Origin of the sequence: Bacillus sp. DU-106, assembly GCF_004799705.1 — a bacterium.
GTDB lineage: Bacteria > Bacillota > Bacilli > Bacillales > Bacillaceae_G > Bacillus_A > Bacillus_A cereus.
In genome coordinates this window covers 205,585-229,201 of record NZ_CP026607.1, presented here as the reverse complement: position 1 = coordinate 229,201, position 23,617 = coordinate 205,585, and the positions used below count along the sequence as shown (strand labels likewise).

The following is a 23,617-nucleotide window of genomic DNA, read 5'->3' as shown; positions in this document are numbered from 1 at the left end:
ATTATCTTATAATAAGTTCAGAAAAATGTAAATTTTCAAATAAAAAAATCCATTCTAACAGAATTAGAATGGATTTTTTCGCTTATAAATTTGCAACATCTTCTTCTTTTTTACTATTATTTAAAGCACTATGTTTTCGGCTATATAAGAAGTAAACCGCTATACCAATAACCATCCATATCCCAAAACTAATCCATGCTGTCCCCGATAATTGAAGCATTAAGTATAAACAGAAGATCACTGTTAATGCTGGTAAAAATGGTACAAGCGGAGCCTTAAATGCCCTTGGTAAGTCTGGATGTGTTCTTCTCATTACGATTACCGCAACAGCTACGAGTGCAAATGCTGACAATGTCCCCATATTTACAAGATGTGCTAAAACATTTAAATCTATTAATCCTGAAATCAGTGCCGCAATAATTCCCGTTGTCCATGTATTTAAAAATGGCGTTTTAAATTTCGGATGAACTTTAGCAAGACGCTTCGGCAGTAAACCATCTCGGCTCATCGCATAAGAAACACGAACTTGCCCATACATCATAACTAGCATTACTGTTGTAATTCCTGTAATTGCTCCTACTGAAATTACCCCCGCTAAACCATCTTGTCCAATAAATTGAAGTGCAAAAGCAACTGGATCTGATATATTTAGCTGTCCGTATGGAACAATTCCTGTCAAAATAAGCGAAACAACGATATAAAGAACTGTACAAATTAATAACGATGCAATAATACCAATTGGTAAATCACGTTGCGGACGTTTCACTTCTTCTGCCGCTGTTGAAACTGCATCAAATCCTATAAATGCGAAGAATACTGTAGCCGCTCCAGCCATTACACCATCTAAACCAAATGGCATAAAAGGCGTCCAGTTTTCAGGTTTCACATAATTAAAACCAGCAAAGATAAAAATAAGAACAACTGCTATTTTAATAAATACCATAATGTTATTTACTCGTGCACTTTCACGAACACCCCTAGATAAAAGAACTGTCATCACTAAAATAATTAGAACTGCAGGTAGATCAATTATTCCACCCTTACCTGTACCAGGAGCCGAGGAGAGAATAGTCGGAATATGAATTCCAAACCCCTTTAATAAAGATTGAAAATATGCAGACCAACCGTTCGCTACAGCAGATGTAGCAAGTAAATATTCCAGCATTAAGTCCCAGCCAATTAAAAATGCGAATACTTCCCCCATCGTCGCGTATGTATACGTATACACACTGCCCGAGACAGGAACTGAAGAAGCAAATTCAGCATAACAAAATGCAGCAAAGGCACAAGCTAGAGCGGCAATCGCAAATGATAATATAATAGCTGGCCCAGAATGTTTCGCTGCCACAACACCCGTTAGAACAAAAATACCAGTTCCAACAATTGCTCCGATTCCAAGCATAGTTAAATCTAGCGCGCCCAATGTTCTTGCTAACGTTTTTTGCTTACTTTCTTGCATTAACTTTGCAATTGGCTTCTTTTGAAAAATTTGCTTCATTTTTCACTCCTCCAAGTTTTAAATTTTCTGAAAATTTTTAATTCGCTTTTTTATTTTACTCATTACGCTTTTCCTAGTCAATACTTTTGTCGAAACAAGTAGAAATTCTTCTGAATATGCACAATCCTTATTATTCTTTCTATATATCTTCCCATTATTTTTTTGGTATTATTATACATGTCGATTCCGTGAAAAAGGCATGCCCCCTTATTGAGAGCATGCCTTTTTTACTTATTTCACAGTATATGAACCTTGTTCAATCCAGCTATACATATACTTTTCATCTTCTGTTTCATGTGCTTGTTTTACAATACGAAGCGGACGGAATGTGTCTATCATAACAGCTAATTCAAGCGTCTCTTTCTTCCCTATACTTGCCTCTGTTTTCCCCGGATGCGGTCCATGGGGGATCCCGCTCGGATGAAGTGTAATAGAACCTTCTTCCACACCTTTGCGACTCATAAAGTTTCCTTCTACATAGTAAAGAACTTCATCACTATTAACATTACTATGATAATATGGTGCCGGAATTGACTCTGGATGATAATCGTATAAACGTGGTACGAAAGAGCAAATAACAAAATTATGTCCTTCAAATGTTTGATGTACTGGCGGTGGCTGATGAATGCGCCCTGTAATTGGTTCAAAATCCTCTACATTAAATACCCACGGATATAAATAGCCATCCCATCCCACAACATCTAACGGGTGGTGTCCTAAAACATGTTTATGCATATAGCCTCTTGATTTTGTCATTACGACAAACTCGCCTTTTTCATCATATGTCTCTAATTTTTCTGGACCACGAAGATCTCTTTCACAAAACGGACTATGCTCTAACAATTGTCCGTATTCATTTCGATAACGACGCGGCGTTGTAATTTGGCTATTCGCCTCTACAACAAGAAACTTAGTCTCTCCTTCATCTGGAATAACACGATAAATCGTTCCAATTGGAATCGTTACATAGTCGCCTTTTCTATAGTGAATCGTTCCAAACATCGTTTCAATTTTCCCTGTTCCATAATGAACAAATAACATTTCGTCGCCATCACCATTACGATAGAAATAATCCATTTTTTCTGTTGGACTCACTACTCCAATTAATAAATCTTCATTTCCAAGTATGAAATTCCGTCCACTTATTGCATCACCACTTTTTTTACTTTCTTTCGTTCGAAAGTGGCGATGAGAAAGAGCAACATCCTCTTCATACTGCAACTGACAAGAATGCGATAATGCAGAATGACCTACTTCTGTCGGCATATAATGATGATACAAAATAGACTGCGTACCAGAAAAACCTTTTGTTCCCATTACCTGTTCACGATAAAGCGATCCATCTTTTTTACGAAATTGTACATGTCGTTTATGAGGTAGTTCTCCCATGTGACGATAAAACATGCCCATCACCCGCTTCCTTTTCTTTTTTGATCGTATTACGTAGTGTACCTAAACCAGTAATCGACAGTTCTACAACATCTCCATCTTGTAGCCACTCTTCTGTACCCAGTTCTAAAATACATCCTGTTCCTACTGTCCCAGAACCAATCACATCTCCTGGATATAACGTAACGTCCTCTGAAGCACGTTCAATCATTTCAGCAAATGTATAGTAAATATCTTGGAAGTTTCCTTTTGATAATAGTTTTCCATTTACATGAGCAGTCATTTCTAAATTATATCGATCACCATTACGATAAACGTCTAATTCCTCTTTCGTAACAAGATGTGCTCCTAAAGAAGTTGCAAAGTCTTTTCCTTTCGCTGGACCGAGACCTACTTTCATTTCTGTTGCTTGTAAGTCTCTCGCACTCCAGTCGTTCATAATACAATAACCAAAAATATATTCCTCTGCTTGCTCACGAGAAATATTTCGCCCTTCTCTTCCTATTACGCAAGCAATCTCCAACTCATAATCAAGCTTTTTAGACTTTTTCGGACCAATTACAAAATCACTGGAACCAATTACAGCACGATGATTAGTAAAATAAAAAACCGGAATATCATACCATTCAGGCACAACATCTAATCCTCTTCGTCCGCGAGCTGTTTTTACATGTTGTTCAAATGCGTAAAAATCTCGAATACTACTCGGATTAGGAAGAGCAGCTGTCAATTGTACTTCTTCTAAAGCATATATACCCTTATTTGGATTCTTAATATTCCGCACTACTTCTACATACTCATCCGCTTTCTCTAAAAAAGCAATCATAGAAGAAGGGATTTTCCCTTCACTAGCAAGATTCATATCTATTACTTTGTCACCTTCAAGCCATCCAGCCCGTAGTTCTTTTGAAGGAAGACGAAATGTAACAAATTTCATCCTGATTCCTCCTTATAAAAATGAAATTTCCACCAGCAAAGGGACTTTTGCTGGTGGATACAAATCTTATAAGTTTCCGCGACGCTCTTGTTCTCTTTCAATTGATTCGAATAACGCTTTAAAGTTTCCTTCACCAAATCCACGAGAACCTTTACGTTGAATGATTTCAATAAATAAAGTCGGGCGATCTACAATTGGTTTCGTAAAGATTTGTAGTAAGTAACCTTCATCATCACGATCTACTAAAATCTTTAATTCTTTTAACTTATCAATTTCTTCATCGATTTTTCCAACTCGTGCAGTTAACTCATCATAATAAGTATCAGGTGTATCTAAAAACTCCACCCCATTTGCACGAAGCGCTTCAACTGTTTTAACAATATCACTTGTTAATAAAGCAAGATGTTGTACACCAGCTCCATTATAGAATTCTAGATACTCTTGAATTTGTGACTTTCTCTTTCCATCTGCTGGTTCGTTAATAGGAAACTTAATACGACTTCCATTCGTCATAACTTTCGACATTAACGCCGAATACTCTGTACTAATATCGTCATCATCAAAATGAATCATTTGTTTAAAGCCCATAACATTCTCGTAATAACTAACCCACTCTTCCATTTTTTCAACATTACCAACTACATGATCAACAGCAATTAAACCAGACTCTTCAAATGGAATATTAAATTCTACCTTTTGGAATCCTGGCATAAATGCCCCTTTATAATTTTTACGCTCTACAAGCGTATGAATTGTATCACCATACGTACCAATAACTGCTTTTTTCAATGTACCGTCCTCATCTGTTAATTCCTGCGGTGGAGCAATTGCGACGGCACCACGTTTCACTGCTTCTGAGTATGCTTTATCAACATCATCAACAAGTAGTGCCACATCCTTCACGCCATCACCATGAGTCTTTACAAACTCTGCAATACGATTTTCACTACTTAAAGCTCCAGACACAACGAAACGCATATTTTTTTGCACAAGAACATAAGATACCTTTTCACGGTTTCCAGTTTCTAATCCAGAGTAAGCCACAATTTTGAATCCGAACGCTCTCGCAAGATAATAACTCGATTGCTTTGCATTCCCTACGTAAAATTCCAAATGATCTACATCACGTACTGGAAAAAAGTCCTCCATTTGTGCAGCTAGCGTATCCATAGATTTTTGTTTCATAATATCTTCATCCCCCTGTAAATAGATTAAATGGTCCATACTTAAAACCAACCGAAAACGCTTCCAACGTTAATTAATAGAAATTAGTTAGCAAGCTAACAAATTCTGACCTTTAAAATTTTCTATCTTTTCTGTCAAATTCCTCTTTTTTTCTTACATATAAAATTCGACTTTTTTCTCTTTGAAATAAAGCGGGATTTTATTCAGTGGATTTTTGATTATTCGTTGAATCAAGTTTCAACCGCAACATTTAATTAGCCATGCATGCTGGATAATGAGGTAACTTTAATACTTGAGGGGATATAAGAAGAATATAAAAAAGACTCCAACATATTAACTACTTACTAATACGTTAGAGTCTTTATTTTTTTTGAATGATTGTATTTATATATCTCATACTAATACATTTGCAAGGAATAGAATAAATGATGTTAATATTACCGCTCCACCTAAGGATCCTAATAAATCTGTTTTTGTTACTTGAAACACTTGTTCACTGTTCATATCCCTCATTCTCCTTCCTTTTTTGTTTGATTTAAAACTTCTATTATACTAATACACTTGATAAAAATACGATTAATGCTGTTAATACTACCGCTCCACTTGCTGATCCTACGAAGTCACCTTTTGTTACTTGTAATACTTGCTCTTTCATATCTTTCATTCTCCCTTCCTTTTCTTTTGTTACAAAGCTTCTATTATACTAATACACTTGATAGAAATACGATTAACGCTGTTAATACTACTGCTCCACTTGCTGATCCTACGAAGTCACCTTTTGTTACTTGTAATACTTGCTCTTTCATATCTTTCATTCTCCCTTCCTTTTCTTTTGTTACAAAGCTTCTATTATACTAATACGCTTGATAGAAATACGATTAATGCTGTTAATACTACCGCTCCACTTGCTGATCCTACGAAATCACCTTTTGTTACTTGTAATACTTGCTCTTTCATACCTTTCATTCTCCCTTCCTTTTCTTTTGTTACAAAGCTTCTATTATACTAATACGCTTGATAGAAATACGATTAATGCTGTTAATACTACCGCTCCACTTGCTGATCCTACGAAATCACCTTTTGTTACTTGTAATACTTGCTCTTTCATATCATTTATCCTCCCTTTTTATAAGTTATCTATATGTAATTTCTAAGAAATGTTTATTTCATAGTTTTTATGTTAACGTTACATTAAATTTGATAACGTAACTTTTGTAACATTAATGTAACATAACTATTATTACGTTGCAATATAATTACGTAAAATTTATTACACTTTTTTTACGTTTTTTTATAATAATCCTCAAAAGCCTTTATTTAATGCGTTTTTCACTAAGTTCACGTTTGTAACATTCGTGTAACATTACAGTCATAAAGTGAAATGTAGTCATATTCCTCTCTATTTTTGTTACAAATCGTTTATTTAGTGACACTAAACCTATCTAATCTTTACTTACTTTTAATATGAGATAAAATACCGTCTTTCCAAGATAAGTTTATATGTTTCCTCTATATAACTATGTATAATAAAAACAAAGAGGTGGTCATTTTGAAATTAATCGCATTAGATATGGATGGTACACTACTATCATCTAATCTTGAAATCTCCAAAGAAAACCTACAAGCAATCCAAACTGCACAAGAAGCTGGTCATATTGTAATGATCTGTTCTGGTCGTGCGAAAGAGGATGCTTTAAAGCTATTGGAAGAATATAAATTATCTCTTCCAGTCGGAGCAAGCAATGGGGCTATTGTTTATGTGGATGGAAAAGTAATTAACTCGCGTTGTATACAAAACGACAAAGTGTACAAACTTGCAAAATTACTAGAATCTGAAGGTTTCCCATATAAGCTATATACGAATAAAGGAGTTTATTCTCCATATACATGGCAAGATCAAGTGATGCAAGCATTCGAAGAAAATAAGCATGCGCTTGATGTTACATTAGAGGAACTTGAACGAATTACAGAAAAGCAAAAGAAATCGAACCTAATTACTGATTTCAAAAAAATAGAAGATGTTGTAAATAACCAAGAACTAGAAATATCTAAATTCTTCATTTTAACGTTTAATGCAGCGCATCGCGCACAACTATTAAGTATATTACAAGAAGATGCTGATATTATGGTTACAGCATCGGCTCCTACTAACTTAGAAATTATGGATAAGAATGGACATAAAGGAAACGGGATACAGCAGATGGCAGCTCATTTTAATATCCCTATTGAAGATACAGTTGCTATTGGTGATAATTTTAATGATGTACCGATGTTAGAAGTAGCAGGCTTATCTGTTGCAATGGGCAACGCTGAAGAAGATGTAAAAAAGCTATGTGATGTTGTAACACTAACAAACAATGAACATGGTGTTGCTCACGCAATCGAGCAATTTGTATTGAAACAAACTTCATCTATTAAATAAAAAAAGGACTCTTTCAATTTGAAAGAGTCCTTTTTTATACGTGATGACAAGCAACAAAATGCTCTGCACCAACATTATGGAATTCTGGTACTATTTTTTTACAAACATCCGTCGCAAATGGGCAACGTGTATGAAAACGACAGCCCGAAGGTGGATTTGCTGGACTTGGAATATCCCCTTCTAGTATAATTCGCTCTCGCTTCACTGTTGGATCTGGTATTGGAACAGCTGATAACAATGCTTTCGTATAAGGATGTAGCGGATTGGTAAATAACTCATCACGCGGTGCTGTCTCCACAATCGTACCTAAATACATAATTCCGATTTTCGTACATAAATGTTCTACTACACTTAAATCATGCGAAATGAATAAATAAGATAATCCCTTTTTCTCTTGTAACTCACTAAATAAATTAATAATTTGTGCTTGGATAGATACATCTAGTGCCGCCACAGGTTCATCAGCTACAATAAATTCCGGATTTAATACCATAGCTCTTGCGATTACGATACGCTGACGTTGTCCACCAGAAAACTCATGGGGATACCGGTCAATATGATAAGGAGCTAACCCACATAACTCCAATACTTCAATTACCTTTTCACGAACATTTTCTTTCGTCGCTAATCCGTGGGCCAACATTGGCTCTCCAAGCGCTTCTCCAATTCTCATTCTCGGATTTAATGAGCTAAATGGATCTTGGAAAACGAGCTGCATATTAGGGCGATGTTTTCTTAATTCATCCTTGGATAAAGAATGAACATCTTTCCCTTTAAACTTCACTTCTCCCTCCGTTTTTTGAACGAGGCGTAAAATTGTTTTTCCTATTGTTGTTTTTCCGCTCCCTGATTCGCCAACGAGACCAAACACTTCACCTTTATTAATAGTAAAACTTACTCCATCAACCGCTTTTACATGCCCAATTGTTCTACTAAATACGCCACCCTTAATTGGAAAATATGTCTTTAGATTTTTCACCTCTAATAATGGTTCAATCATTGTTCCGCACGCTCCTCATATAGCCAGCAAGCTACTTTATGATTTTCATCATTTACATTTAGATTTGGGGCTTCTTTTCCACATATTTCCATACAATGCTCACAACGCCCACTAAAGTAGCAAAACTCACCTAAACCAACTAAATTCGGAACTTGCCCTGGAATAGAATATAGTTTATCTATTCGTTTTCCCATTACTGGTTTTGATTTCAATAATCCTTTCGTATAAGGATGTTTTGGATTTTGGAATATCTCTAGTACTGGGGCTTCTTCAATAACTTTCCCGCCATACATAACGACAACATAATCAGCCATTTCCGCTACGACACCTAAGTCATGTGTAATTAATAAAATCGACGTTTTAAATTCTTCTTTCACTTGTCTTAGTAGATCCAATATTTGAGCCTGAATAGTAACATCAAGAGCTGTTGTTGGTTCATCCGCAATTAATAACTTAGGATTACAACTAAGTGCAACAGCAATCATAATACGTTGTAACATCCCGCCACTCAGTTCATGCGGATAAGAATGGACGATTTCATCAGCGCGGGCTATGCCAACTTTACGAATTAACTCAATTGCCTTCTTATATGCTTCATTTTTACTAAGTAATTCATGCTCCCTTAACGTTTCTACAATTTGCTCTCCTACAGTGAAGACGGGGTTTAGCGATGTCATCGGTTCTTGGAAAATCATCGCAATATCATTCCCTCGTAAACTACGAAGCTCTTTCTCTTTCATTCTTAAAAGACTTTTTCCTTCATATAAAATATCTCCACCTACTACACTGCCTGATTCAGCAATAAGTCCCATAACAGATAACGCCGTTACACTTTTTCCGCAACCAGATTCACCTACAACACAAACAGTTTCACCTTCTCGAACAGAAAAACTAACATGATTCACAGCTTTTACTGTCCCTTCTTCTGTCTGAAAGTGTGTTTGTAAATCTTTCAGCTCTATTACCGCTTTACTCATATCTCCTCACCTACCGTCTCATCTTTGGATCTAATGCATCACGAAGTGCATCACCAAGTAAATTAATTGATACAACTGTTATAAAGATTGCAAAACCAGGCGGAATCCATAACCATGGACGCTTTTGGAAATCGATTAATGAGTTAGCTGCGCTAATCATGTTCCCCCATGATGGTGTAGGTGGAACGACTCCGAGACCTAAGTAACTTAGTGCGGATTCTCCCAAAATAGAACCTGCAACACCTAATGTAGATACGACAATTAAAATGGGTAAAACATTAGGTATTAAGTGATATATAATTTTCCGGTAATCTTTTATTCCTAACACATCCGCAGCTTGCATAAATGCTTGCTCCCTAAGTGATAAAATTTGCCCTCTTACAAGGCGTGCAAGCCCTGGCCAACCTACTAAACTTAAAATAATCATAATGACATACAAACGATAATCAGACGGTACTTTCCACTCTGATAAAATCGCACCCATTATAATAAGTAACGGTAATCCTGGCATCGACATTAAAATATCTGCAAGTCGCATAATAATATTGTCCACAATACCACGATAAAAACCTGCAATCGCTCCTAATAAAGCTCCAAGTATAACCGATAAAACCATTGAAGCTAAACCAATGGTTAATGAAATACGTCCCGCTTGCATAAGCCTTGTTAAAATATCTCTTCCTAATTGATCTGTACCAAGCCAATGAGAAAAACTAGGTGGTTTGTTAATGAGCGCAACTTGTATTTTTCCTGATGCATATGGAGAAAAGAACGGACCGATAAAACAAAATAAAAACATAAAAATTAATGCATAAAACCCTACAAGTGCCATCTTATTTTTCTTTATCTTTTTAAAAGCTTGTCGCCATGGTGATGATTCATTTCTTCTCTTTTTTTCTTTTTTTTCTGTAATTACTGTAACAGTCTCCATTTCTTTCCCCCCTTACTTCAACCGAATTCTTGGATCAACAACTGCATATACGATATCTGCTAAAAAGTTTGAAACGATTGTTAAACAAGAAAGAAACATCGTAAATGCCATCAATACTGTATAGTCACGGAAATTTAATGCTTCTAATTGAATATTACCAATCCCTGGCCAGTTAAAAATTTGTTCAATAATAATTGCCCCAGAAAACAATCCAGGTAATTCAAATGCTAATAACGTAATTGCCGGTAAAATTGCATTTTTTAATGCATGCTTATAAATAACCGTCTTCTCCTTCAAACCTTTCGCTCTTGCTGTTCGTATGTAATCTTGTCTTACAACCTCTAACATACTTGTTCTAAAATAACGAGTTAGCGAGCCGACCCCAAGAAGTGTCAAAATAAATACTGGTAAAATCATATGTTTTGCAACTTCTATCACGTAAGCAAATCCTGTTGAATTACTGCCAACATCAATCATTCCACCTATCGGTAATAACTTAAAGTCAACCGCAAACACCTTAATTAAAAACAAACCGATAAAGAATGAAGGGAATGACATTGCTGCAAAAACACCGATTGTTACAAGTTTATCGAATAAAGAATGTTGCTTCGTCGCCGAGAATACACCGATAATAAGTGCAATTAGCCAAATAAAAAACAATGCAATAATTGCTACACTAAAGGAATTCCAAATAAATTTATTTAATAATGACGTTACAGGCTCTTGATATTGAAGTGAGAAGCCAAAGTCCCCTTGCAATGCATTACCTAACCAATGAAAATAACGCTCAACAATTGGTTTGTTCAACCCATATAACTCCCTCAGTTCAGCTGCTCTTTCCGGTGTAATTTTCGGGTTTGAATCAATATAATCCCCAGGAAGAAGTGCGAACAGGACGAAGATAATAATTGATGTACCAAGCAGTGTAGGAATCATTTGTAACAACCTACGAACAATATATGTTTTCACCCTTTTTCTCTCCAATCTTATGCTTAAAATAGAAGAACATTTTTTCAAAGCGGCACATTACTAACCGAATGAAAAAATGTCTTCTACTTATACATTCTTATCGTTATTTTTCAAATGATAATACTGGTAAGTTTGCACTAATACTGTTGTACTTTTCAGGATCAATTCCTTTTATATTCCCGTTATAACCAGTAATTGTTCTACGGTAGTTTAATAGAATTACTGGTGGATCATCACTTAATTCTTTATACAATTCTTTATAAATAGGTTTACGCTTTTCGATATCTACAGTTTCAATACCTTTTTGAATTAGCTCATCTACTTTTGCATTCTTATAACCAAGACTAGTTTCATTTGCAGTAGACAAATATTCACCAGCTGTTTCACTCGGATCACTTGTAATCGGTGTCGAAACAGAAGCTAAATCATAATCCCCTTTGTTTACCTTAGAAAGCATCGTATTAAAGTCCATAAATTCAGGATTAAACTCTACACCTATTTCTTTATAATTCTCTTTCGCAATCGGAATTAATAAATCACTATCTTTAGCCGAACTTGGACCGAAATAAGAAAGTTTTAATTTTTGACCATCTTTTTCACGAATTCCATCCGAACCAACTTTCCACCCTGCTTCATCTAATAATTTTTTCGCTTTTTCTTTATCGTATTCGTATTTATTAACTCCTTCTTCCGTATAAGCCCAAGAAGTTGGATGAATTGGTACATTGGCTACTGTACCGTATCCTTTTAACGCTGTATCAACATATTTTTTGCGGTCTAATCCGTAAATAAGTGCTTGGCGAACCTTTTTATCCTTTAAGTAAGGCTTATTATTATTCATATAAATATAACTAAATGACGGTGCTGTTTCGATTTGGATATTGGCGAATTCTAAAGCCTTAGCCTGTTCAAGAACCTCATCACCAGTACCTAAGCCAGTATGGTCAACTTCTCCTGTTTGGAATAACTGAAGCTTCGTATCACCAGAAGTAATTTTATAAATGAAGTTTTGAATTTTTGGTTTACCCGCATAATAATTTTCGTTTGCTACAAAACGAACTTCTTGACCTGGAATATACTTTTCAAATTTATATGGACCCGCAGCTAATGGCTTTCCATATAAATCTTTTAAGTAATCTAAGCTTGTATTTTGCTTATAATCTTTTCCATAATAAGCTTTTGATAGTACTGTACCTCCTAAAACAAATATAGCTTGTGAATTCACTTTTTCAGTTGTAATTTTAATTGTTTGTGGATCAACAACTTGAATACCTTCAATTGAAGTTGCTTTTCCTTCCTTATATTCTTTACCACCTTTAACCGCATATTGAGAGATATCTACTTCACCTTCATATGCCTTATCATGTAAAAGCGTCAATGTGAAAGCTACATCATCCGCCGTTAATGGCGATCCATCACTAAATTTCAAATCTTTACGTAAATGGAATGTATATGTTAACTGATCAGAAGAAACGTCCCACTTCTCAGCTAATTCTGGAATTGGTTTCCCTTGTTTATCGGTTGATACGAGAGATGCAAAAATAACTGAAGTTACGTTTCCATCCCAACCATTTTGTTGGAAGTATGGCAAAAATACGCCGCCTGGCTTACTAATACCAACTACTAACGTATCTTTTCTATTCTTCGCTTTGTCTGGCACTTTCGTTTTATCTGTCGCAGCGATCTTTTCAATTTTCACATTTTTTAAATCCTGCTGTTTAACCGGCTCTGTAGAAGCCGCGTCCTCCTGTCCCCCACAAGCAGACAACACAAGCGAACTACTCATTAATACCGAAAATACACCAGCCCATTTTTTTGTCTTTTTCTTCATTGTCCCCACCCTAACTTTTTATGATTATACCCTCTGAACGAATTACCTTATGTATGCCTCCCACAGCAACATTTATAGCCAATCGGAAAAGTCGGTTTTAATCGTAAAAAAATAGACGTTTTTGAGGGGTAACAATCTTATTCCGACCTTTCCGGTAGACTTTATGGTTATTAGCTTATATCGTTCATTATGTTTTGTCAATTCTTTCTAAATAAATATTTTGAGAATTTTTCCAAAATTATCACTCTACATTTATACTTTAAGAAAACTCAGCTATAATTCGTATTAAAAAACTTAAAAATCTACTTCTATTCCTTCAACATGAAACATAGAATACTAATAACCAATTACCAAAAAGGGGGCGAAAATATGGACAACCTATTCCAATACGTCCTGCACTACGTATTATTAACAATTATGATAGTCGGAGCGCTATTACTATTCCCGTTCTTCCCAAAGTTCGTCCTCTTTTTAGCTTTTTTTATCATGCTCGGGATCGCTATTATAATTTCAACGAGAGAAGATGCCACGCAAAAAGAGAGCAGGGTTCAGCGCGTAAAGCTGTAACTTTGCTCTCTTTTCGTTTTCATTCACTAGTCTCTTTTATACATATTTATCCCGCTATTTGCCGGGCAGTAAGAACCCCACCTCAAAATTCAGCGAAAGCAAAAGAAGTTAGGTCGGGGTCGGGCTGCCCGTAAAAGCCCTCACTTTATCTCTCGGGAAATAATTAGCCTTTGTTTTTGTGATTACTCCTATTGAAAAGCCACTAATGACATTTATTTTTCACCTTATCATTTCATACGCTTCACAAGCTATGCAAATTGAGGAACACGGATTTATCTAAATTACTGTTTCACGTGAAACACATCGTTTCATTTAATCTTTAAAGCAAAATATCATTATGAAAAAGCCACTTCCTCCAACAAAACTGAAAGGAAGTGGCTTTCTACTCTTTACTCCACAATATTCTCTAACTCACTATATAACTTCGCTCGTAACAACTCTTTCATCGTTTTTTCCTCATATAATTTCTCAAGTCTTTCAACATCAGCTACATGTTCCATTTCACATTCTATTGCATATATATCTTCTTCTACATGCATTAACTCATTTTCAATCTCTTCAAGATTCCTAGCTTTTTTCTCTTTTACTGGAACCATTTCAACACTCTTTCTCCCTTGGCGTTTTTGCTTTATTACTTGCTTCTCAAGCTTTTCTTCCCATTTTTGACGAGCCCATGCATAGTTTCCTGCAAACTCAAATAATTTACATTCATAAATCCAGTACGTCTTTTCAAATAACTTATTTAAAAAATAACGATCATGTGAAACAGCTAGGATTGTTCCATTATATTGCTCAAGGGCTTCCTCTAAAACTTCCCTTGATTCAATATCAAGATGGTTTGTCGGCTCATCTAAAATTAGAAAATTGATGTCTTGATACATAAGTTGCGCAAGTCTTAACCTCATTTTTTCTCCACCGCTCAGTTGCGTTACTTTCTTAAATACTGCTGGACCATAAAATAAAAACTTAGCCAATATATGTCTTGCTTCTCCTTCTGTTACAGCTACATACTCTCTAAACGCTTCCAATACATTACTCTTCACATTTCCATACGTATGCTGTGATAAATAACCAATTTTGACACTACTACCAATTCGAATTTCACCAACGTCTGGATTTATTTCTTCTAATAGTAGTTTTAATAATGTAGTCTTTCCTGTACCATTACGACCAACGATAGCCGCACGCTCTTGAAAACGAACATGTAAATTCGCTTGTTCAAATAAAGGTCGTCCAGCAAAACCTTTACTCACTTCTTTCATTACAACAACATCTTTCCCGCTTCTCTCTTGCCCTTCAAACTGAAGACCCATCTGTTTTCGTTCTAAAATTGGCCTCTTTAATTTCTCTATACGTTCTAACGCACGTTCCATATTTCTCGCTCTTTTATGCAATCCTTCATTCGGAGGGTTCGCTTGATTTGCCCATTCACGTAGACGCTTAATTGCTTCTTTCATTTTCTTTATTTTCTTTTGTTGCTCCTGATAAGCTTGAAACTCTTGAAGTAATCTTTCTTCCTTCTCCTCAACGAACTGAGAATAATTCGTATGGTACACGTGAATCTCTCCATCTTCCAAATCAAAAATTTTCGTTACAACTTCATCAAGGAAATAGCGATCATGTGAAATAACTATAACTGTTCCAGTGTATTCTTTTAAAAATTGCTCTAACCATTCAACTGCAAATAAATCTAAATGATTTGTTGGTTCATCTAATAGAAGTAAATCTGGTTTCTGCAATAGCATATATGCAAGGCTTACTTTCGTCTGTTCTCCTCCACTTAATTCCGTAAATACTCTTGAAAATAAGTCTGTCACTTGTAAGCCATTTGCTACCTTCATTATATTTGCCTCGATTTCATAACCACCGAGAAATGCAAATTTTTCTTGAATGACTCCGTACCTCTCCATTAGCTTTTCCAAAGCAGATTGTTCCTGTTCCACCACCATATTTTTTTCTAAAGCATGCATTTCTTTTTCTAATTCCTTTTCTACTTTAAAAGCAGAACTCAATACATCATATACAGTCATAACCTCATCAAACTTCGGAATTTGTGCGACATGACCAATACGTGTACCTTTCTTCATATGGATGGCTCCTGCATCCAAACTCTCCTTTCCCGTTAGAAGTCCAAAGATTGTTGTCTTCCCACTACCGTTACGACCAACTAACCCAACACGTTCACCATTCTTTATTTCAAGCGATATATTTTCAAATATGATGTTTCCACCAAAAGATTTCATTACATTATTTACACTACAAATAGTCATTTTCCGTACTCCTTTCAATATAAAAAACCATGAGAAAGAAACATTCCCCATGGTTTTCGGCATAGAAAAAGGAAGCCAAATAGCTCCCTTTTCACACGTTTATTAAAAATGGGTGAAGAGATTTCTATCGTTCAATAGTCACTATGCAATTGTTAAAAAAGGGCATACGTATCCCGTTAACAACTACATCATGAAAAATCGCACGACAAAAATAAATAAAATCTAAAAATTTGGCACGCGCAGCTAAAGAACGTTTCATCTCATTCACCCCTTTCGTACGGAATTTAATACTTACTTCTTTATTATACTTTCCAATTTCATGTTTGAATAGTCATTTTTCTGAAAATAATGAAGATAGACTAAACATTTCAATAAGTGACATCAAATCTTACAAAACTGTTATGTTCACGTAATGGAAAGCGATAGTACGAAAAGATGCCTCCCTATACAATAAAGATGTAAACAAGCGAGACAAACAAAAGGAGGCAACAAACATGATGAAAGAAATCGTAAAAGCAATCTTTGAGGTATTAGTGAACGGACAAGCAGTTGTAAAAGAACTAAATGAACTATAAAAAGGAGTGAAGAAATATGATGAACATGGTGAAAATGATTTTACACGCTTTAGTCGATGCAAAAGCAGTTAGCCAAGAATTAAACCAACAATAAAAAGGGGTATATGAATATGAAGAAAGCCATTATTATAATTGCAAGCACAGCAATTACCTTATACACAATAAAAAAGAGAAAAAAGAAAAATAATGAAAATGTTCTATATTATCCATACACACTATTAGAGAAAAAATAAAAGACAAGGTACCCTATCGTAATGAGGATATCTTGTCTTTTATTTTTCCCCTATTCCTTTAGAGGATTTCCTTCTCCTTTTCCCGAATGTATTAAGCGGGATTTTTACACATATTTTAAAGGGGCATATATACAAATGGATACACAACAACTATATTTTTTAAACGATATCGGTAAACAAAAACCAGAAAGTATTCGGAATAGAAGCGCTGCATGTCCATTTTGCGATAAAGAACAATTAACGGATATTTTAGCAACTGATGGTTCTATTATTTGGTTAAAAAATAAATTTCCTACATTACAAGATACATTTCAAACAGTGTTAATCGAAACCGATAATTGCGAAGATCATATCGCAACATATACAGAAGAACATATGAGAAAATTAATGCAATTTTCTATTCAACATTGGTTACACTTACAGAAGAACAAGGAGTTCGCATCTGTGATTTTATATAAAAATCACGGTCCATTTTCAGGTGGAAGTTTGCATCATGCACACATGCAAATTATCGGAATGAAATATGTAGATTATCTTGAAAATATTGAAGAAGAAAATTTCCAAGGGTTAATTGTTCAAAAAAATGAATGCATTGAGCTTAATATTTCAGAGCGTCCCATTATTGGCTTCACTGAATTCAATATAATCATTGATAACATTTCATATATAGATGAAATGGCAAATTACATTCAGCAAACTGTACGTTACATACTGACAGATTTCCATAAAGGATGCAGTAGTTATAACTTATTCTTCTATTACTTAAATGGAAAAATCATTTGTAAAGTTGTACCTAGATTTGTCGTTTCACCATTGTATGTAGGATATAAAATACCGCAAGTTTCTACAAAACTAGAAGAGGTGAAAATACAACTCACGCAGTATTTCACGAAAGAAAAGGATGAAATTATTCATAAAAAAACAGAGTAGGTATAGAAAACCTACTCTTTAATTACACCTTTATTTCGATAGTACACATCTTCTAATCCGATGTTATACTTCATGTTATTATCCGTCCACTCTGGCCCTAAATTCCCTGGCCATCCAGATGTATTCGCTATATATTTCAGTAATGCAAAATCAGTCAAACCTTTTTGCACCCCACGCTTATATCCTTTCATTAAATGCGGCATTGCAATTTGCGCATTTGTACGTGGATCTTTCAGCTCATCATCAGTTAAATGCTCTGGTGCAAGCCCGCCGCCGCGGTGTAGTTGAAACAATCCGAATGAAGTTCCATTATCTCCAACACTTCTTGGATTTAATCGACTTTCATGCTCGGCAATTGCAAGAGGTATCCATTCTGGAAGATTTACTTTCTTCGCTTCCTCTATAATGATTTGTTTCATCTGTTTTGCTTCTTCTGAATCAACATAGCTTGTTCCATTCACTAGCTTATCCATTCCTTCAGACTTTCCTTGGAAATATAAATATACTCCAAGAACAACTAAAAATCCTACAAAGAATTTCTTCACTACCTCTACCTCTTTCTCCGCTGAAATTTGTCCCCTTTCAGCCTTCCCTTTACAATTACCTACATTCTATTACTCTTTTATCATAGCAAATAACTATACATATTATCATCATGCTTTAGACCGATTTTGTGAAAAAACAGCTGGTAAATACGTACAAAAATGTAACTTTCATAGACTATAACGCATTTATTGTATATAATTGTAAACTGAACTCTATATATAGAATAGGAGCATACAAAATGAAAAAATGCCTAACACTCTTGTTCAGCATTTTACTACTCATCCCTACCTACACCTCTGCACAAACATCACCAAAACCAAAAGTACTTGTTTTGTATAGTACACAAGACGATAAATTTTCAAATAATGTCCAAATCCTTAATACTCAATTAGGACATTTTACAAATGATATAACCGTAAAAAACTTAAAAGAAGCAACTTCAATTAATAACGTATCCTCCTATACACATATTGTTTATATCGGTGAAACAAAAGAAGCGTTTTCTGATGAAACGAAACAATTTCTAGAAAACTTCTCCGGCCCTGTATTAGTATTAGGACAAAATGTTGAACAATTATCTAAGCGTTTTTCTTTCATTACTTTGAATAGTGATGATATACGAGTTAATAAAATTGAATATCCAGACAAGAAGCTAAAAAATACCTTAGAGGAGGAACGATTAATTCAATCATTTGATACGAATGGAACTGTGCTTGCTAACGCCTTAAGCTCAAATAACACTAACCCACTAATCGTTCAGCATGAAACATCTTATTATGTTGCAACACCTAACCTCTTTGACTGGATGTCTCATTACGTCGGTGAAATGTTATTTTCTTATTTCAGCCAAAAACCAACGAAAAATAAAGTTGAAGCTTATTTACGCCTTGAGGATGTTCACCCCGCAGCAGATATAAATCAATTGAAAGAAATTGCTGAATTACTAAAAGAGAAAAAGATGCCTTACATGATTACTGTTATTCCAGTATATAAAGATCCAGATACAGGAAAGATAATACATTTAAAAGATAAACCAGAACTAGTTGATCTTTTACGCTCTATGCAAGATGATGGTGCAGCAATTATTATGCATGGTTATACTCACCAATTTTATGACAGTGAAACAGGTGAAGGCTTTGAATTTTGGGATATAAAAACAGATCAACCAATTCGCCAACCGAAGCATGAAAAACCGAAGACAAAAGATGACTTTCCAAATATAGAGGCATATAACCAATATGTAAAAAAAGGGGAAGAATTCGAGGAAAAATATACGAAAGATCATATCGAAAAAGGAATTCAAGAACTTGTAGATGCTAAACTATATCCTGTTGCCTTTGAAGCACCTCATTACACGATGTCTCAAAAAGGATATGAAATATTATCAAGGTACTTTTCAACTTATGTAGGACAACTACAGTTAAATGATACAACTTGGAAATCCATGCACTCACCATATTATACAAGTACTCCATCATTTTTACATGGAATGAAACTATTGCCTGAAACAGTCGGATTTATTGAAGAAGATACGCCACAAACTACTGCTAAAATGAAAGAGCGTGCTCTATCTGTTTCTAAATTATCCGATGGAGTTATTGGTGCATTCTATCATCCTTACTTAGGTGCGAAACCATTAAAAGAAGTGTTAAAGGATCTAGAAAGTATTCCAAATATAGAATGGATTGATTTACAAAAGGAAAAGAATGAAGTAAAAATGAAAGATATTCATATTACGACGAATAAAGACGGCATTCACGTTGAAAAACCAACCAGTGCGAATGACATAATTGATTATATAAAGCAATATGGCTTCTTCCTTATGCTAGGATTCGTTATCATTGTCTTTCTTTTATTATTAAAACGTGCGAAAAAATTAGAATCCTAATACAAAACCACCGAGCGGAACGCTTGGTGGTTTTTTGTCCTATATCAAACCATGGCATTTTATTAAATAAATTCAACTTTTACTTTTTCCGTTACATGATTAAAACTATAATTCTCCTATCCTTTCAAATAAAATCGACTTGTATTTTCATATATTGTTTCTGCGACCTTATCAATGGATATGTTTTTTATAGAACTAATTTCCTTTAATACCTCTCGAATCATTCTTGGGTGCGTTATAACATCTTCTTGAAATTCCCACGGACCATCTGTTTCTACCATCATATATTCAAGCGGATAATACGAAACGATTTTTCTAATCTTCTCCTTATGTAAAACATCCGGTGTAATCGAAATATAATAACCATTTTTCATCATCCGTTTCATTGTTTCATCGCTTCCTTTAAACCAATGGAAGTGTGCACGTGAAACTTTATATTTCTCTAGCAAATCACATACAATGTCAGCATCTTCATAAACTGCGTGTAATACAATCGGCAAATTATACTTACTAGCTAGTTCTATAAATTTTTTCAATACAGCTATGTATGGATCTGCAGCAATTCTTTCATCTTCTTTTCTCAAATAATAGGGCAAACCTACTTCACCAATCGCAACAATTTCCTCTGCGTTCTGTTCAATAAGTTGATAAATCTGTTCACACTCTTCTTTATGAATCTGTTGCTCTGGATGAAACCCTATCGCTGGATATATAAAGGGATACTTCTTCGCTAAAGATAACGTTTCCTTACAAGATTGATAATTCATAGATACCGCAATAAGCCCCTTTATTTCCTTACTATTTTCCACCTCTTTTAGTAATCTGCTCTTCTCTTCATCCTTATATTGATCAACATGTATATGACTATCAATCCATTTCAACTTTATGCCCCCATAAAAAAACAAGAAAGGAGTTCCTTTCTTGTTTTAGCATCTATATTATTTAACAATTAAGTTTGTTATGATATCAAATAATCCAATACACACTACGGCAACAGTAAAGTAGCTACAGAAATCTTTAATTGGTAACTTCACTACTTCTTCTTTACGCATCCCATTTTTCTCCCTTCTTACTAGATCCCTAATTATTTTTCTATCTGTATCTATTATGCAAAAAATATGACAAATTTACTATCGAATTAACTTACGTAAACCTTACAATGTTGTAAGGTTTAAAAAAGGATCCCCATCTTTATTCAGATGAGGATTATTAAAAATTAGTTGGTTTTTCATTCTTCATTACAAACAGAAAGTAATACATTGAGACTTTCTAGTTACACTATATGAAAATTACTATCTTTTAACTATCGAATTACATTACAGAAGGCTTACATGTTTGTAAGTTATGTGTAATGTAATTCGATAGTTCCCCTTACTTATATTTCGTACAATAAAGTTAGAAAGTAAGCCAAATAAGAAGAACACTCACATAACCAAATTACATTGCTAGTAGCTACTCTTCTTATACCTTTCACCCATGCTACTACAATGTACCCCCTTCCCCTTTATATAATAAAAAAGCCTTAGTCTATATGGACTAAGGCTTTTTTGTTAATCTCAAAAATACCCTTACCCAGTATTTTTATTTTCGACAAAAAATAGCCGGGGGTATATTTCACTATCTCATCGTTAAAAGTTTGCTCTTCGCATTTATAGGAATATTTGCAACCTCAATCTCTTCAATCGATTCACCGTAACGTCCTTTTGCAAAAACCTTTAATGCTTCATCTCTCTTTAACATATGCTTAACCGTTTTCTTTATTTTCTGCTCTCTACCACGTTCATCGAATGCAATAAATTCATATTCATACCACTCATCACCAATATGCTGACCAATTGTATTCACAACCGTATAGTATTCTTTCGTCTTATAAAATGGATTATATTTATCGATAACTGGTCCAAGTTTCGTAGGCAGTAACATTACTATTATCACTATCATCGCTATTATAGTAGTGATCATTTTTTTCTTCATAATAAACATTCCTCCTCTGCAGGATATATATACATCCATTTTAAAAAGGGGGAATAAAATCTACTATTGAATCTCATTACATTACACTTACATTTTTGTAAGAATTAAAAAAGGTGAACGAATTTGCTCGTTCACCTTTTAGCTTGCTTTAAAGCCACCGCCAAGTACATCACGTACATCATGTATAACAACGAAAGCATCTTCATCTACCCGGCTAATAACTTGTTTTAACTTAACAAGCTCTTGTTTATTAATAACAACATATAAAACTTCTTTATTTTTACCAGTATATCCGCCGCGCCCTTCTAATACAGTAACACCGCGTGTCATATTTTTCGTAATAGCTTCACGAATTAAATCTGGTTGATTCGAAATAATCGTAACAGCCGTTTTTGTGTCCATTCCTTCTACAATGAAATCAATCACCTTCGCTCCAATGAACACAGCCACAAGTGTATACATCGCCTTTTCTTGCCCTATTATAAATACAGAACCAGCAATTACAACAATATCAATAATTAGTACGCCTTTACCTACACTCCAACCTAAATATTGATTTGCTAACTGAGCTAAGATTGCTGATCCTCCCGATGTACCTCCGGCTTTGAACATACAACCTAATCCAATTCCCACAAATAAACCAGCAAATAAAGCTGCTAATAATGTATCACTATTTACATGATACTCAATATGTTCTGTAACGTATAAAAACAAAGATGTTTCTACAATCCCTAAAATTGTATAAATCATTGTTTTCTTATCAAAAAATTTATAACCAACAGCTAGTAAAATTGCATTTATAGCAAAGTTCACAATTCCTGGTGACCAATCAAATAAGTAGTACGTAACAACCGTTAAACCAATAATTCCACCTTCCGATAAACGGTTTGGAATTGCAAAGTAATTAATACCAATTGCGAATAATAATGAACCAATTGTAATTAGTGTTATTTCCTTTATACGTTGATTAACCATAGTTCATACCCTCCCCCCATTTGACATTGTATCACTATCTCCTAGAGGTTTAGAAGTGGTTTTTATTCCGCATTTTCCCTCTTAAAAATTGAAATATTATGTTTAAACAGAGGGTTGATTAATTATTCATATTTGCTCTAACTGCACGGACAAATCGCTCCACATTCCCTTTCTGAATATACTTAGCGCGAATGGTTTCATGACTACAAGTAAATTCAAAATACGGATGAAAATCTATGCTATCTATATACAAATATGAATACTCTTTAAATGTTGAAGAATAGTACGGAAATTTCCCGTAAAAAAGGAGACGTCTAGTAGTGGCAACAAAAACCCCATGTTGATACGATAATATAAAATTATCCTTCTCAAATATCCCTACCACAAAAGCCAGAATCTTTTCATCATCATCTACATACTTTTTCATACTCGATAAAAGTTCATTCATGCATATTCCTCCAAATTCTATTCACTGCATTAACACTTGAAAAGAATCCATGGATTATTACAGACCGGTTTA

26 protein-coding genes are annotated in these 23,617 nt (G+C 34.6%); 5 read left to right on the top strand and 21 right to left on the bottom strand.

Annotated elements, in window-relative coordinates; translation table 11 throughout:
* Positions 1 to 82: 82 nt before the first annotated feature.
* From bcaP to C3Y97_RS01280, 9 genes are all read right to left on the bottom strand, one after another.
* Positions 83 to 1,498 (bottom strand): branched-chain amino acid transporter BcaP, encoded by a 1,416-nt coding sequence (gene bcaP / locus C3Y97_RS01320; RefSeq protein WP_000809361.1) that lies wholly within the window; start codon positions 1,496 to 1,498, stop codon positions 83 to 85.
* Positions 1,499 to 1,729: 231 nt separating this feature from the next.
* Positions 1,730 to 2,902, bottom strand: a complete 1,173-nt coding sequence (locus C3Y97_RS01315; RefSeq protein ID WP_013141710.1) for a homogentisate 1,2-dioxygenase — start codon at positions 2,900 to 2,902, stop codon at positions 1,730 to 1,732.
* Positions 2,868 to 3,824: a fumarylacetoacetate hydrolase family protein gene (locus C3Y97_RS01310; protein WP_000674004.1), complete on the bottom strand. Its 957-nt coding sequence runs from the start codon at positions 3,822 to 3,824 to the stop codon at positions 2,868 to 2,870. The genes C3Y97_RS01315 and C3Y97_RS01310 overlap by 35 nt, the downstream gene beginning before the upstream one ends.
* A gap of 66 nt (positions 3,825 to 3,890) precedes the next feature.
* Positions 3,891 to 5,009 carry a 4-hydroxyphenylpyruvate dioxygenase gene (gene hppD / locus C3Y97_RS01305; protein WP_000810922.1) on the bottom strand — a complete coding sequence of 373 codons (1,119 nt, stop codon included), beginning with the start codon at positions 5,007 to 5,009 and terminating at the stop codon, positions 3,891 to 3,893.
* 393 nt (positions 5,010 to 5,402) lie between these two features.
* A complete protein-coding gene (locus C3Y97_RS01300) occupies positions 5,403 to 5,513 on the bottom strand; it encodes a DUF3948 family protein (RefSeq protein WP_001083690.1) in 111 nt (36 codons plus the stop codon).
* Positions 5,514 to 5,556: 43 nt separating this feature from the next.
* Positions 5,557 to 5,673 carry a DUF3948 family protein gene (locus tag C3Y97_RS01295; protein ID WP_000654250.1) on the bottom strand — a complete coding sequence of 39 codons (117 nt, stop codon included), beginning with the start codon at positions 5,671 to 5,673 and terminating at the stop codon, positions 5,557 to 5,559.
* Positions 5,674 to 5,707: 34 nt separating this feature from the next.
* On the bottom strand, positions 5,708 to 5,824 hold the full coding sequence (locus C3Y97_RS01290) for a DUF3948 family protein (protein ID WP_000654250.1): 117 nt from the start codon (positions 5,822 to 5,824) through the stop codon (positions 5,708 to 5,710).
* Positions 5,825 to 5,858: 34 nt separating this feature from the next.
* Positions 5,859 to 5,966: a DUF3948 family protein gene (locus tag C3Y97_RS01285; RefSeq protein WP_000664237.1), complete on the bottom strand. Its 108-nt coding sequence runs from the start codon at positions 5,964 to 5,966 to the stop codon at positions 5,859 to 5,861.
* A gap of 43 nt (positions 5,967 to 6,009) precedes the next feature.
* Complete coding sequence (locus C3Y97_RS01280) at positions 6,010 to 6,117, bottom strand: DUF3948 family protein (RefSeq protein ID WP_000664237.1); 108 nt, start codon at positions 6,115 to 6,117, stop codon at positions 6,010 to 6,012.
* Between the two features lie 441 nt (positions 6,118 to 6,558).
* Here C3Y97_RS01280 and C3Y97_RS01275 point away from each other — a divergent pair, with 441 nt between their 5' ends.
* Positions 6,559 to 7,431, top strand: coding sequence for a Cof-type HAD-IIB family hydrolase (locus tag C3Y97_RS01275; RefSeq protein ID WP_000766420.1), 873 nt, complete (start codon positions 6,559 to 6,561; stop codon positions 7,429 to 7,431).
* 34 nt (positions 7,432 to 7,465) lie between these two features.
* Here the strand turns inward: C3Y97_RS01275 and C3Y97_RS01270 are convergent, their stop codons facing one another.
* From C3Y97_RS01270 to C3Y97_RS01250, 5 genes are all read right to left on the bottom strand, one after another.
* A complete protein-coding gene (locus C3Y97_RS01270) occupies positions 7,466 to 8,431 on the bottom strand; it encodes an ABC transporter ATP-binding protein (RefSeq protein ID WP_000572377.1) in 966 nt (321 codons plus the stop codon).
* Positions 8,428 to 9,408 carry an ABC transporter ATP-binding protein gene (locus C3Y97_RS01265; RefSeq protein ID WP_000030739.1) on the bottom strand — a complete coding sequence of 327 codons (981 nt, stop codon included), beginning with the start codon at positions 9,406 to 9,408 and terminating at the stop codon, positions 8,428 to 8,430. Before C3Y97_RS01265 ends, C3Y97_RS01270 begins: the two co-directional genes overlap by 4 nt.
* A 10-nt stretch (positions 9,409 to 9,418) precedes the next feature.
* Complete coding sequence (gene opp4C, locus C3Y97_RS01260; RefSeq protein WP_000451077.1) at positions 9,419 to 10,339, bottom strand: oligopeptide ABC transporter permease; 921 nt, start codon at positions 10,337 to 10,339, stop codon at positions 9,419 to 9,421.
* Between the two features lie 12 nt (positions 10,340 to 10,351).
* The gene (locus tag C3Y97_RS01255) at positions 10,352 to 11,308 is read right to left on the bottom strand and encodes an ABC transporter permease (protein WP_000860748.1); all 957 of its coding nucleotides are present in this window, start codon (positions 11,306 to 11,308) and stop codon (positions 10,352 to 10,354) included.
* A 103-nt stretch (positions 11,309 to 11,411) separates the two neighbouring features.
* Positions 11,412 to 13,139, bottom strand: coding sequence for an ABC transporter substrate-binding protein (locus C3Y97_RS01250; RefSeq protein WP_000730692.1), 1,728 nt, complete (start codon positions 13,137 to 13,139; stop codon positions 11,412 to 11,414).
* A gap of 369 nt (positions 13,140 to 13,508) precedes the next feature.
* Here C3Y97_RS01250 and C3Y97_RS01245 point away from each other — a divergent pair, with 369 nt between their 5' ends.
* Entirely contained in the window at positions 13,509 to 13,706 is a 198-nt protein-coding gene (locus C3Y97_RS01245; RefSeq protein WP_000369254.1) for a hypothetical protein, read from the top strand.
* Between the two features lie 389 nt (positions 13,707 to 14,095).
* Here C3Y97_RS01245 and abc-f read toward each other — a convergent pair whose 3' ends face one another.
* Positions 14,096 to 16,027, bottom strand: a complete 1,932-nt coding sequence (gene abc-f / locus C3Y97_RS01235) for a ribosomal protection-like ABC-F family protein (RefSeq protein WP_136363728.1) — start codon at positions 16,025 to 16,027, stop codon at positions 14,096 to 14,098.
* Between the two features lie 73 nt (positions 16,028 to 16,100).
* Positions 16,101 to 16,235 carry an RAxF-45 family protein gene (locus C3Y97_RS27985; protein WP_000830643.1) on the bottom strand — a complete coding sequence of 45 codons (135 nt, stop codon included), beginning with the start codon at positions 16,233 to 16,235 and terminating at the stop codon, positions 16,101 to 16,103.
* Between the two features lie 420 nt (positions 16,236 to 16,655).
* Here C3Y97_RS27985 and C3Y97_RS01230 point away from each other — a divergent pair, with 420 nt between their 5' ends.
* Together C3Y97_RS01230 and C3Y97_RS01225 are read left to right on the top strand one after the other, a co-directional pair.
* The gene (locus C3Y97_RS01230; RefSeq protein ID WP_002023099.1) at positions 16,656 to 16,784 is read left to right on the top strand and encodes a hypothetical protein; all 129 of its coding nucleotides are present in this window, start codon (positions 16,656 to 16,658) and stop codon (positions 16,782 to 16,784) included.
* A 135-nt stretch (positions 16,785 to 16,919) separates the two neighbouring features.
* Positions 16,920 to 17,714, top strand: coding sequence for a DUF4931 domain-containing protein (locus C3Y97_RS01225; RefSeq protein ID WP_000381026.1), 795 nt, complete (start codon positions 16,920 to 16,922; stop codon positions 17,712 to 17,714).
* A gap of 11 nt (positions 17,715 to 17,725) precedes the next feature.
* Here C3Y97_RS01225 and C3Y97_RS01220 read toward each other — a convergent pair whose 3' ends face one another.
* Positions 17,726 to 18,259 carry a transglycosylase SLT domain-containing protein gene (locus C3Y97_RS01220; RefSeq protein ID WP_000713249.1) on the bottom strand — a complete coding sequence of 178 codons (534 nt, stop codon included), beginning with the start codon at positions 18,257 to 18,259 and terminating at the stop codon, positions 17,726 to 17,728.
* A 239-nt stretch (positions 18,260 to 18,498) separates the two neighbouring features.
* Here C3Y97_RS01220 and C3Y97_RS01215 point away from each other — a divergent pair, with 239 nt between their 5' ends.
* The gene (locus C3Y97_RS01215; RefSeq protein WP_000710595.1) at positions 18,499 to 20,148 is read left to right on the top strand and encodes a DUF2334 domain-containing protein; all 1,650 of its coding nucleotides are present in this window, start codon (positions 18,499 to 18,501) and stop codon (positions 20,146 to 20,148) included.
* A gap of 116 nt (positions 20,149 to 20,264) precedes the next feature.
* Here the strand turns inward: C3Y97_RS01215 and C3Y97_RS01210 are convergent, their stop codons facing one another.
* The 4 genes from C3Y97_RS01210 to C3Y97_RS01195 form a co-directional block, all read right to left on the bottom strand.
* The gene (locus C3Y97_RS01210) at positions 20,265 to 21,029 is read right to left on the bottom strand and encodes a TatD family hydrolase (RefSeq protein WP_000871100.1); all 765 of its coding nucleotides are present in this window, start codon (positions 21,027 to 21,029) and stop codon (positions 20,265 to 20,267) included.
* A 736-nt stretch (positions 21,030 to 21,765) separates the two neighbouring features.
* Positions 21,766 to 22,122 carry a YxeA family protein gene (locus tag C3Y97_RS01205; protein WP_000728416.1) on the bottom strand — a complete coding sequence of 119 codons (357 nt, stop codon included), beginning with the start codon at positions 22,120 to 22,122 and terminating at the stop codon, positions 21,766 to 21,768.
* 138 nt (positions 22,123 to 22,260) lie between these two features.
* Positions 22,261 to 23,097 carry a YitT family protein gene (locus C3Y97_RS01200; RefSeq protein WP_000248045.1) on the bottom strand — a complete coding sequence of 279 codons (837 nt, stop codon included), beginning with the start codon at positions 23,095 to 23,097 and terminating at the stop codon, positions 22,261 to 22,263.
* 118 nt (positions 23,098 to 23,215) lie between these two features.
* Complete coding sequence (locus C3Y97_RS01195) at positions 23,216 to 23,545, bottom strand: PH domain-containing protein (protein WP_001004246.1); 330 nt, start codon at positions 23,543 to 23,545, stop codon at positions 23,216 to 23,218.
* Positions 23,546 to 23,617: the final 72 nt, after the last annotated feature.

What these genes read in the sequence shown, in the direction of transcription:
- bcaP (WP_000809361.1), bottom strand. Translation starts at nt 1,498, where the DNA reads ATGAAGCAAATTTTTCAAAAGAAGCCAATTGCAAAGTTAATGCAAGAA.
- C3Y97_RS01315 (WP_013141710.1), bottom strand. Translation starts at nt 2,902, where the DNA reads ATGTTTTATCGTCACATGGGAGAACTACCTCATAAACGACATGTACAA.
- C3Y97_RS01310 (WP_000674004.1), bottom strand. Translation starts at nt 3,824, where the DNA reads ATGAAATTTGTTACATTTCGTCTTCCTTCAAAAGAACTACGGGCTGGA.
- hppD (WP_000810922.1), bottom strand. Translation starts at nt 5,009, where the DNA reads ATGAAACAAAAATCTATGGATACGCTAGCTGCACAAATGGAGGACTTT.
- C3Y97_RS01300 (WP_001083690.1), bottom strand. Translation starts at nt 5,513, where the DNA reads ATGAACAGTGAACAAGTGTTTCAAGTAACAAAAACAGATTTATTAGGA.
- C3Y97_RS01295 (WP_000654250.1), bottom strand. Translation starts at nt 5,673, where the DNA reads ATGAAAGATATGAAAGAGCAAGTATTACAAGTAACAAAAGGTGACTTC.
- C3Y97_RS01290 (WP_000654250.1), bottom strand. Translation starts at nt 5,824, where the DNA reads ATGAAAGATATGAAAGAGCAAGTATTACAAGTAACAAAAGGTGACTTC.
- C3Y97_RS01285 (WP_000664237.1), bottom strand. Translation starts at nt 5,966, where the DNA reads ATGAAAGAGCAAGTATTACAAGTAACAAAAGGTGATTTCGTAGGATCA.
- C3Y97_RS01280 (WP_000664237.1), bottom strand. Translation starts at nt 6,117, where the DNA reads ATGAAAGAGCAAGTATTACAAGTAACAAAAGGTGATTTCGTAGGATCA.
- C3Y97_RS01270 (WP_000572377.1), bottom strand. Translation starts at nt 8,431, where the DNA reads ATGATTGAACCATTATTAGAGGTGAAAAATCTAAAGACATATTTTCCA.
- C3Y97_RS01265 (WP_000030739.1), bottom strand. Translation starts at nt 9,408, where the DNA reads ATGAGTAAAGCGGTAATAGAGCTGAAAGATTTACAAACACACTTTCAG.
- opp4C (WP_000451077.1), bottom strand. Translation starts at nt 10,339, where the DNA reads ATGGAGACTGTTACAGTAATTACAGAAAAAAAAGAAAAAAAGAGAAGA.
- C3Y97_RS01250 (WP_000730692.1), bottom strand. Translation starts at nt 13,139, where the DNA reads ATGAAGAAAAAGACAAAAAAATGGGCTGGTGTATTTTCGGTATTAATG.
- C3Y97_RS01245 (WP_000369254.1), top strand. Translation starts at nt 13,509, where the DNA reads ATGGACAACCTATTCCAATACGTCCTGCACTACGTATTATTAACAATT.
- abc-f (WP_136363728.1), bottom strand. Translation starts at nt 16,027, where the DNA reads ATGGGGAATGTTTCTTTCTCATGGTTTTTTATATTGAAAGGAGTACGG.
- C3Y97_RS27985 (WP_000830643.1), bottom strand. Translation starts at nt 16,235, where the DNA reads ATGAAACGTTCTTTAGCTGCGCGTGCCAAATTTTTAGATTTTATTTAT.
- C3Y97_RS01230 (WP_002023099.1), top strand. Translation starts at nt 16,656, where the DNA reads ATGAATATGAAGAAAGCCATTATTATAATTGCAAGCACAGCAATTACC.
- C3Y97_RS01225 (WP_000381026.1), top strand. Translation starts at nt 16,920, where the DNA reads ATGGATACACAACAACTATATTTTTTAAACGATATCGGTAAACAAAAA.
- C3Y97_RS01215 (WP_000710595.1), top strand. Translation starts at nt 18,499, where the DNA reads ATGAAAAAATGCCTAACACTCTTGTTCAGCATTTTACTACTCATCCCT.
- C3Y97_RS01205 (WP_000728416.1), bottom strand. Translation starts at nt 22,122, where the DNA reads ATGAAGAAAAAAATGATCACTACTATAATAGCGATGATAGTGATAATA.
- C3Y97_RS01200 (WP_000248045.1), bottom strand. Translation starts at nt 23,097, where the DNA reads ATGGTTAATCAACGTATAAAGGAAATAACACTAATTACAATTGGTTCA.
- C3Y97_RS01195 (WP_001004246.1), bottom strand. Translation starts at nt 23,545, where the DNA reads ATGAATGAACTTTTATCGAGTATGAAAAAGTATGTAGATGATGATGAA.